Source organism: Streptomyces calidiresistens, from assembly GCF_014141525.1.
Lineage (GTDB): Bacteria > Actinomycetota > Actinomycetes > Streptomycetales > Streptomycetaceae > Streptomyces > Streptomyces calidiresistens.
Window position 1 is genome coordinate 1 of record NZ_VKHS01000127.1, and the last position, 9,457, is coordinate 9,457.

At 74.4% G+C, this 9,457-nt stretch carries 8 protein-coding genes; 3 read left to right on the top strand and 5 right to left on the bottom strand.

Annotated elements, in window-relative coordinates:
• Nucleotides 1-191: 191 nt before the first annotated feature.
• Nucleotides 192-2,021, top strand: coding sequence for a glycoside hydrolase family 15 protein (locus tag FOE67_RS08160; protein WP_323384475.1), 1,830 nt, complete (start codon nt 192-194; stop codon nt 2,019-2,021).
• 102 nt (nt 2,022-2,123) lie between these two features.
• On the opposite strand, the gene FOE67_RS08165 is transcribed toward FOE67_RS08160, so the two are convergent.
• Both FOE67_RS08165 and recN read right to left on the bottom strand, forming a co-directional pair.
• Nucleotides 2,124-2,858, bottom strand: a complete 735-nt coding sequence (locus FOE67_RS08165; RefSeq protein WP_182661986.1) for a glycosyltransferase — start codon at nt 2,856-2,858, stop codon at nt 2,124-2,126.
• 269 nt (nt 2,859-3,127) lie between these two features.
• On the bottom strand, nt 3,128-4,906 hold the full coding sequence (gene recN / locus FOE67_RS08170) for a DNA repair protein RecN (protein ID WP_182661988.1): 1,779 nt from the start codon (nt 4,904-4,906) through the stop codon (nt 3,128-3,130).
• A gap of 335 nt (nt 4,907-5,241) precedes the next feature.
• On the opposite strand from recN, the gene FOE67_RS08175 reads away from it, so the two are divergent.
• Together FOE67_RS08175 and FOE67_RS08180 are read left to right on the top strand one after the other, a co-directional pair.
• Nucleotides 5,242-6,711: an aldehyde dehydrogenase family protein gene (locus tag FOE67_RS08175; protein ID WP_182661990.1), complete on the top strand. Its 1,470-nt coding sequence runs from the start codon at nt 5,242-5,244 to the stop codon at nt 6,709-6,711.
• A 70-nt stretch (nt 6,712-6,781) separates the two neighbouring features.
• Nucleotides 6,782-7,288, top strand: coding sequence for a TspO/MBR family protein (locus FOE67_RS08180; protein ID WP_182661992.1), 507 nt, complete (start codon nt 6,782-6,784; stop codon nt 7,286-7,288).
• 60 nt (nt 7,289-7,348) lie between these two features.
• On the opposite strand, the gene FOE67_RS08185 is transcribed toward FOE67_RS08180, so the two are convergent.
• The 3 genes from FOE67_RS08185 to FOE67_RS08195 form a co-directional block, all read right to left on the bottom strand.
• The gene (locus tag FOE67_RS08185) at nt 7,349-8,269 is read right to left on the bottom strand and encodes an NAD kinase (RefSeq protein WP_182661999.1); all 921 of its coding nucleotides are present in this window, start codon (nt 8,267-8,269) and stop codon (nt 7,349-7,351) included.
• A 68-nt stretch (nt 8,270-8,337) separates the two neighbouring features.
• On the bottom strand, nt 8,338-9,162 hold the full coding sequence (locus FOE67_RS08190) for a TlyA family RNA methyltransferase (RefSeq protein WP_323384479.1): 825 nt from the start codon (nt 9,160-9,162) through the stop codon (nt 8,338-8,340).
• 7 nt (nt 9,163-9,169) lie between these two features.
• Nucleotides 9,170-9,457 (bottom strand): hypothetical protein (locus FOE67_RS08195; RefSeq protein WP_182661995.1); only part of this gene is annotated, 288 nt, incomplete at its 5' end.

Genomic DNA, 9,457 nt, shown 5'->3' on the forward strand with positions numbered 1-9,457 from the left:
TCATCACGGTCAGATGTTTATAAGAGACAGGGGCGGGACGGGGCGAACAGGGATGCGACGGTGGAGGACGGCCCGGATCGGCCTCATCGCTCCCGTCGTACCGCTTCGCGACGACGTGGACGCGGAACACATGCCCGCGGCGTATTCTGCACGGACGCTCGCGGGCAGAACGCGGGAGACGCCCCGGGTGGGTGAACGGCACAGAGTGGGAGACGCAGGTGGCAGGGCGCATCGAGGACTACGGATTGATCGGCGACACGCAGACCGCCGCACTCGTGGGCCGGGACGGCTCCGTCGACTGGCTGTGCCTGCCCCGATTCGATTCCCATGCCGTCTTCGCCGGCCTGTTGGGCACCGAGGAACACGGCTTCTGGCGGATCGGTCCCGCGCAGGGCAACGGCGAGGAGCCCGCCCGCGCCACCCGCCGCCGCTACAAGGGCGACTCGCTGATCCTGGAGTCCGAGTGGGACACCCCGCGCGGCACCGTCCGGGTGACGGATTTCATGCCGCCGCGGGACGGGGCTCCCCAGCTGATCCGCATCGTCGAGGGTCTCAGCGGTCGGGTGCCGATGCGCTCGGCGCTGCGCATGCGCTTCTCCTACGGCTGGGTGGTGCCGTGGGTGCACCGGGTCGGTGAGCGGACCGTGGCCGTCGCCGGTCCCGACTCCGTGTGGCTGGACACCACCGCCGAGACCTACGGCGAGGACCTGACCACCTACTCCGACTTCACCGTCGCCCCCGGTGACCGGGTGGCGCTCACCATCAGCTGGGAGCCCTCGCACCGCGAGGCGCCCCCGCTGCCCGAGCCCGAGGAGGCCCTGGCGGCCACCGAGGAGTTCTGGCGCGAGTGGGTGACGCACTGCACCTACCACGGCCCCTACCGGGAGGCCGTGGTGCGCTCCCTGATCACCCTCAAGGCCCTCACCTACGGCCCCACCGGCGGCATCGTGGCGGCTCCGACCACCTCGCTGCCCGAGGAGATCGGCGGGTCCCGCAACTGGGACTACCGCTTCACCTGGCTGCGCGACGCCGCCATCACCCTTTCCTCGCTGCTGCGCACCGGCTACCGCGAGGAGGCCCGGGCGTGGCGGGAGTGGCTGCTGCGGGCCGTGGCGGGCGACCCGCAGAACCTCCAGATCATGTACGGCATCGCGGGTGAGCGGGAGCTGGGCGAGACCGAACTGGAGTGGCTGCCGGGGTACGAGAACTCCGCCCCGGTGCGGATCGGCAACGGCGCGGCCGGCCAGCTCCAGCTGGACGTGTACGGCGAGGTGACCGAGGCCCTGCACCTGGCGCACATGACCGGTCTGGCCCGCAACGACCACGCGAACCTGCTGCTGCTCAAGCTCATCGCGTACCTGGAGGACCACTGGAACGAGCCCGACGAGGGCATCTGGGAGGTCCGCGGTCCGCGCCGGCACTTCGTGCACTCCAAGGTGATGGCGTGGGTGGCGGTGGACCGGGCGGTGAAGCTGATCGAGTCCGGCGAGGTGGACGGCCCGCTGGACCGGTGGCGGGTGCTGCGCGACGAGATCCACCGGGCGGTGTGCGAGCACGGCTACGACGCCGAGCGGAACACCTTCACCCAGTCCTACGGTTCGAGGGAGCTGGACGCCTCGCTGCTGCTCATCCCGCAGATGGGGTTCCTGCCCCCGGACGACAAGCGGGTCATCGGCACCGTGGAGGCCATTCAGCGCGAGCTGTCCACGCCGGACGGCTTCATCCTGCGGTACCCCACCTCCGGGGACGAGGAGGGCGTGGACGGCCTGGTCGGTGACGAGGGCGCCTTCCTGGCCTGCTCGTTCTGGATGGCGGACGACCTGGCGATGATCGGCCGGGTGGACGAGGCACGGAAGCTGTTCGAACGGCTGTTGGCCCTGCGCAACGACCTCGGGCTGCTGGCCGAGGAGTGGGACTCCCGCCTCCAGCGGCAGGTCGGGAACTTCCCCCAGGCGTTCAGCCACGTCCCGTTGATCGACACGGCCCTCCGGCTGACGGCCTCCGGCGCCTACGGCGGCTGAGGAAACGCTCCGGGACCGGGCCCGGACCGCACGCCGGAGGGCGTTCCGCACCGGTGCGGGACGCCCTCCGGCGGTCCGCGCCCGGATCACCCGATCGGCGGATCACGGACGGAAAAGGTCGACACCGCCGACGGGTCGCGCGCCGCGGGACCGGGCGAACTCGTCGTAGACCGCGAGCACCCGGGCGACGGCCCGCTCCTCCGCGGCGGCGCGGGCGTCGGGCCGCGGCAGCGCCGGAGGGCGCGGCAGCGGGGCGGGGGCGAGTCGGGCGTCCCTGGCGCCGTGCCGACGGGCGTGGTCCAGCAGTTCGGGTGTCTCGGCCAGGACGACGGTCGCCGCCCCGGCCACCCGCCGTTCGACCACGCGACGCATCCCGGCCCGGACGCGCCCTCCCGGCGAGGAGGTGTCGGGGTGGTCCCCGACCGGCCGAGCGGGCCAGCCCACCACGAGGGGAAGCCGACGGCGCAGGGCGGCGGGAACGGCGGGCAGCCCGCCCGCCGGACCGTGGGCGTGCACCACGTCGACCTCCGCGGACCGGGCCCGGACCTCGGCCACCCACCGACTGAGGGAGCCGTGCGGCAGGGGGACGACCTCGGCTCCCAGCGCCACCAGGCCGGTCAATCCGCAGCGCTCCACGAGCTCCGCCGGCGCGCAGACGGTGGCACGGATCCCCCGGGCGGGCAGTGCCCCGGCGAGCGCCCTCACCCGGGGCGCGAGATGTCCCTCCCCCGCGCCGAGCAGGTGGAGGACGCCCGTGCGGGGGCGGCGCGGGGGAGCCGGGGCGGGCGGAACGCGCGCCCCGTGGTCCGGCCGCAGGCCACCACCGGCTGTTGCCATCACGTCGGGAGCTCCTCGGTGGATGCGAGGGGTGCGGGAACGCCGGGGGTGCGGGCCGGGAAGGAGGAGCGGAACGGGGCGCCCCGCGCACCGACCCGGAACGGACGGGAGGAGCGGGGATTCCCCGCCCCGCACCGAACCGTGGCGCGTCGGTCGGTGCGTCGTCCGGGGTCCAGCATGCCGGCCGGCACCGACAACCGTCCGTCACCCCGGCGAATTACCGGTGGGTCGACGCGGGGTCACGGGCCCCCTCCCCGGCGGACGGTCGTTCAGCGCTCGTGGTCGCCCCGCCGTTCGGAGGCCAACCGGGCCGCGGTGGCGAGCAGTTCCTCGGCGTGGGCCCGTGCCGACTCCGAGTCCTCCTGTCCCGCCAACATGCGGGAGAGTTCCCGGATCCGGCCCTCCCCGTGCACCGGCACCACGCCGCTGCGGGTGACCGAACCGTCGTGGGTCTTCTCCACCACCAGGTGACGGTCGGCGAACGCGGCGACCTGGGGCAGATGGGTGACCACCACCACCTGGGCGGTGTCGGCCAGTCGGGCCAGACGGCGTCCCACCTCCACGGCGGCCCGGCCGCCGATGCCCGCGTCCACCTCGTCGAAGAGATAGGTGGGCACCGGGGCGGTACCGGCGAAGACCACCTCGATGGCCAGCATCACCCGGGAGAGTTCACCGCCGGAGGCCCCCTTGGCGATGGGGCGGGGACGGGCACCGGGGTGCGGGGCCAGCAGCAACTCCACCTCGTCGGCGCCGTGCGGGCCGCATCCCACCACCCGGCCGTCGAGATCGACGCTCTCCTCCCCCTCCACGGCCTCCAGGGGACGCAGTTCCACCATCACCCGGGCGTGCGGCATGGCGAGTTGGGTGAGTTCGTCGGTGACCGCCTCCGCGAACCGCTTGGCGGCCTCGGCCCGGGCGGCGGTGAGGGTGTGCGCCAGGTGGGCGAGGTCGCGGCGGAGTTCCTCGCGCTCGGCGCCCAGCCGGTCGATCCGCTCGTCGTCGCCCTCCAACTCGGCGAGTCGACTCGTCCCCGCCTCGGCCCAGGCGAGCACCGCGTCGAGATCCTCACCGTACTTGCGGGTGAGCCGGCCCAGCACGGCCCGCCGCTCCTCCACGGCCGCCAGGCGCAGGGGGTCGGCGTCGAGACCGTCGGCGTACCCGGCGAGGTCCTGGGCGATGTCGCCCAGCAGGATGCCCACCTCGCCGAGCCGGTCGGCCAGGCCGCCCAGCGCGGGGTCGTGGGCCCGGACCGCCTCCAGCGCGCGGTGCGCCTCGGCGACCATCGTCACCGCGTCCACGCCCTCGGGGTCGGCCGGGTCCCCCGCCAGGACGCCGTGGGCGGTGGTGGAGGCGGTGGCCAGGGCGTCGGCGTGTCCCAGGCGGGCCGCCTCGGCGTCCAGTTCGATGTCCTCCCCCGGTCGGGGCTCGGCGGCGGCGATCTCCTCCAGTCCGAGGCGCAGCAGGTCGGCCTCGCGGGCGCGTTCACGGGCCCGCTCGGTCAGTTCGGCGAGGTGACCGGAGATCTCGCGCAGCCGTCGATAGGTGTGCCGGTAGGCCTCGAGCGGGGCGGTGACCGCCTCCCCCGCGTACCGGTCCAGTGCCTCGCGCTGCCGGGCGGGGCGCAACAGGCCCTGCTGGTCGGTCTGGCCGTGAACGGCCACCAACTCCTCGCCCAGTTCGGCGAGGAGGGCGGCGGGAACCGTTCGTCCGCCCAGGTGGGCCCTGGACCTGCCCTCGGCGGAGACGGTGCGGCTGACCAGGAGCGCGCCCTCGTCCAGTTCGGCACCGGCGTCGGCGGCCCGTCGGGCGGCGGGGGCGTCGGCGGGCAGGGCGATCCGCCCCTCGACCAGGGCTCCGGCGGCACCGACCCGTACCAGGCCGGCGTCGGCCCGACCGCCGAGCAGCAGGCCGAGGCTGGTGACAACCATGGTCTTGCCCGCCCCCGTCTCACCGGTCACGGCGGTGAAGCCGGTGGACAGCTCGACCACGGCGTCGTCGATCACGCCGAGGTCCTTGATCCGCATCTCCTCCAACACGGGTACGACCATACGAGGTCCGGGTCCCCGGGCGCGACGCGCGCCCCCGACCGGTGTGCCGGGAATCCCGGGGGGAGCGGGGATCGGCCCCGCGCGCCCCGGTGGCCCCCGTCCCGTGACCCGTGTCCGGCCGACCGCGCCCGAACGAGGGGTCCGGACCGGGATACCCGCCATTGATGTGAATGATGACGATATGTCCCGGAGAGTTCGGGTAGGGATGGTCACCGGCCGGCCGGGTTCGGCCCGCAGCTCCCGATCGGTCGGGTACCCCGCCCGTCGACCGGCACCCGTTCACGCGCCGGCACCGGCCGCCCCGTCCCGATCCACGCCCGTCGAAGGGATGTTCCATGACCGACACACCGGCACCGTACGAGGACTTCACGACCCTCCCCCTCGCCGGTACCCGTCGCACCGGGAGCGGCGACACCGCGCGCCCCGACCTGGATCCGTGGTCGGGGGAAACGCTCCTGGAGATCCCACAGGCGACCATGGACGACGCCGAGGAGGCCCTGGAGGCCGCCCGCCCGGCGCAACGCGAGTGGGCCGGACGGCTGCCCCGTGAACGGGCGGCGGTGATGAGCCGCATGGTGGAGGTGCTGCACCGCCGCCGCGACGAGATCGTCCGCTGGCTGGTGCGCGAGAGCGGCAGCACCGTCGCCAAGGCGAAGGCGGAGTGGGCGGCCACCGTCGCCGACTTCACCGAGGCCGCCTCGCTCCCCCACCGGATGGCGGGACGCATCCTGCCCGCCGACATCCCCGGCAAGGAGAGCCGGGTGTACCGCAAGCCGCTGGGCGTGGTGCTGGTGATCAGTCCGTGGAACTGGCCGCTCCACCTGAGCTGCCGCTCGCTGGCCCCGGCGCTGGCGCTGGGCAACGCGGTGATCCTCAAACCGGCCGGCGACACCCCCGTCACCGGAGGGCTCCTGCCCGCCCGGCTGCTGGAGGAGGCGGGCCTTCCGGCGGGGCTGCTGAGCGTGGTCGTGGCGCCGGGAAGCGAGGTCGGCGACCCGCTGGTGGAACACCCGATCCCCCGACTGGTCTCCTTCACCGGCTCGACCCCCGTGGGGTCGGGCATCGCCCGGAAGGCGGGCCTGAAGAAGCTCGCCCTGGAATTGGGCGGCAACGCCCCGTTGGTGGTGCTGGACGACGCGGACCTCCCGCGCGCCGTCGAGGCGGCGGTCTTCGGTTCCTTCTTCCACCAGGGACAGATCTGCATCCGCACCAACCGGATCATCGTGGACGACTCCCGGCACGACGAGTTCGTGGACCTGTTCGTCGAGCAGGTGCGCGACCTGCGCACCGGGGACCCCTCGGACCCCGAGACCCGGATCGGTCCCCTGATCAACACGAGTCAGCTGGAGGGGGTGCGCGACATCGTGGACAGGTCGGTGGGGAGCGGCGCGAAGCTGCTGCTCGGCGGTGACCCCGGCGGACCCGCCGGGTTGTCGCTGCCCCCGCACGTCCTGCTCGCCGAGCCGGACGCCCCGAGCGCGGTGGAGGAGGTCTTCGGGCCGGTGGCCACGATCCTGCGGGCCCGGGACGAGGAGCACGCCCTGGAACTGGCCAACGACACCGACTACGGCCTGTCCAGCGCGGTGTTCAGCGGCGACGCCGAGCGGGGCACGCGGTTCGCGCTGCGGGTGGACGCGGGGATGACCCACGTCAACGACCAGACGGTGAACGACCAGGCGAACACCGCCTTCGGCGGCGAGAAGGACTCCGGCGTGGGGCGCTTCGGCGGCGACTGGGCACTGGCCGAGTTCACCACCGACCACTGGATCAGCGTGCAGCACGCCCCCCGCCGCTTCGGCTTCTGAGCAGCCGCGCCGGGAGGGACCCCGGTCCCCCCGCCGACGATCCCCGCCCCGGGGAGAACGGACGACCGACATGACGACAGCCGGAACGCCGGAGACCCGCACCGGACCGCCCCGGTGGCGCTCCTGGCCCTCGCTGGTGGTGTTCGTGGGCCTGTGCTACCTCGTGGCCGCCGTCGGCTCGCTGGCGAGTGCCGAGGCGGACGAGGTGTACGGTGCGCTGGACCGACCGGCGTGGGCCCCGCCCTCCTGGCTGTTCGGACCGGTGTGGACCGTGCTCTACGGGCTGATCGGCGTCTCGGCGTGGCTGGTGTGGCGCCGGGCGGGTGGCTCGGCGCGCGCCGCGCTGGTGTGGTGGGGCGTCCAATTGGCCCTCAACCTGGCCTGGACACCGTTGTTCTTCGGTGCCGAGGAGTACGGTCTCGCCCTCGTGGACATCGTGCTGCTGTTCGGGGCGATCGTGGTGACGATGGTGCTGTTCGCCCGGATCCACCGGATGGCGGCCGGGCTGCTGGTGCCCTATCTGCTGTGGGTGGGCTACGCCGGCGCCCTCAACGCCGCGATCTGGTGGGCCAACTGAACGGCCGCCGGCCGCGGTCACCCGGCGCGCCGGTCGGCCACCGGCGCGCCGGAGCCGCGCTCAGCGCGGGCTTCCCCGCCAACCGGCCACCGGGAGGGCGAACTTGGCCACCAGTCGGTCGGTGAAGGGGGCGCGGTGCAACCGGGCCAGACGCACCGGCACCGCTCCCCGGCGCACCTCCACCCGGGCCCCGGCCGGCAGCTCCACGCTGCGCCGACCGTCGCACCACAGCACACCGTGCGGGGTGTTCGGCTGCACCTCCACCGCCAGCACCGAGTGCGGGGCGGTGACCAGGGGCTTGGCGAACAGCGCGTGGGCGCTGATCGGCACCATCAGCAGGGCCTCCACCTCCGGCCACACCACCGGTCCACCGGCGGAGAAGGCGTAGGCGGTGGAACCGGTGGGGGTGGCGCAGACCACGCCGTCGCAGCCGAAACGGGACACCGGCCGCCCGTCCACCTCGGTGACGACCTCCAGCAGGCGTTCGCGCGAGGCCTTCTCCACCGACGCCTCGTTCAGCGCCCAGTCCACGTGCACCGGGACGCAGGCCGTGCCGTCGTTGTAGACCACCACGTCGAGGGTCATCCGCTCCTCGACCGCGTAGTCGCGACGCACCACCCGGTCCACGACCTGGTCGAGGTCGTCGCGCTCGGCCTCGGCGAGGAACCCCACCCGGCCCAGGTTCACCCCGAGCATGGGCACCCCCGAGGCGCGGGAGAACTCCGCGCCGCGCAGCAGGGTGCCGTCGCCGCCGAGGACCACCAGCAGTTCGCACCCCTCGGCGACCCCCGGGCCGTTCTCCACCCGCGCCACCTCGGCGGGCAGCGGGAGGTCCTCGGCCTCCTCCACCAGCACCCGCACCCCCATGCCGTGCGCGAGCAGCCCGCGCACCACCAGTTCGGCGCTGCGGATGGCGGCCGGCCGGCCGGTGTGGGCGAGGAGCAGGACCGTGCGATCCGCCGTTCCCCCCGCCACCGGCACGGCGCCGGCGGGATCCGGGACGTCCCGTCCGGCGTGCCGTGCTCCGTCGGGTCGCTCGTCGCTGATGCTCACCGGGGGCCCTCCGTCACGGCTCGCTCGACTTCGGTCGGGTCCGGCCCGGGTGCCCCGGCCCGCAACCACAGAAAGTACTCGACGTTGCCGGAGGGGCCCGGGAGCGGGCTGGCGGTCACCCCGACGGTGCCCCACCCCAGCTCCCACGCCCGGCGGGCGACACCGAGGACCGCCTCGGCGCGCAGGGAGTGGTCGCGGACCACACCACCGCTGCCCAGGCGCTCCCGCCCCACCTCGAACTGCGGCTTGACCATCAGCAGCAGGTCGGCGTCGGGGGCCGCGCACCCGACCAGAGCCGGCAGCACCAGCCCCAACGGGATGAACGACAGGTCCCCGGTGATCAGGTCCACCGGTTCCCCGCCGATGGTCTCCGGGGTCAGTTCCCGCACGTTGGTCCGGTCGTGGACCTCGACCCGCTCATCGGCGCGCAGGGACCAGGCGAGCTGTCCGTAACCGACGTCCACCGCCAGCACCCGGGCCGCCCCGGCCCGCAGCAGGACGTCCGTGAAGCCGCCGGTGGACGCCCCCGCGTCCAGGGCCCGGCGACCGGCCACCACGAGCCCCCGGGGCCCGAAGACGGCCAGGGCCCCGGCGAGCTTGTGCCCCCCGCGCGAGACGTAGTCGGGCTCGTCCGCGTCCTCCCGGACCACCAGGGCGGCGCTGACGGCCACCCGGGTCGCGGGTTTGGTCGCGGGGGCGCCGTCCACCCGGACCCGCCCGGCCGCGATGAGCGAGCGGGCGTGCTCGCGGGAGCGGGCCAGGCGACGGCGGACCAGTTCCGCGTCGAGACGGCTGAGACGGGGACGGGTGGCTGCTGCCACGGATCGTTCAGCTCCCGGGGTCGGTGGGGGCACCCGGCGGCCGGGGACCGGCGGGTCGGTCGAGCGCGGCCAGGATCCCGTCGAGGCCGCGGTGAACATCTTCGTACACCGCCGGGTGGGCGGTCACGGCCAGGCGGTCCACCTCCCGCAGCCGTTCCAGCAGCGCGTCGACCCCGGGGTGGCCGGTGGGTTCGAGGGGGGTGCCCAACGGCTCGGGGGGCGCCTCGCGGGGAATGTCCGGCGGCCGTTCCGCCCCGGGGCCGGGGTGGTCGGCGGGTGATCCCGGGGCGGCCCC

Coding starts and splice junctions, on each gene's coding strand:
- FOE67_RS08165 (WP_182661986.1), bottom strand. CDS start 2,858: ATGGCAACAGCCGGTGGTGGCCTGCGGCCGGACCACGGGGCGCGCGTT.
- recN (WP_182661988.1), bottom strand. CDS start 4,906: ATGGTCGTACCCGTGTTGGAGGAGATGCGGATCAAGGACCTCGGCGTG.
- FOE67_RS08175 (WP_182661990.1), top strand. CDS start 5,242: ATGACCGACACACCGGCACCGTACGAGGACTTCACGACCCTCCCCCTC.
- FOE67_RS08180 (WP_182661992.1), top strand. CDS start 6,782: ATGACGACAGCCGGAACGCCGGAGACCCGCACCGGACCGCCCCGGTGG.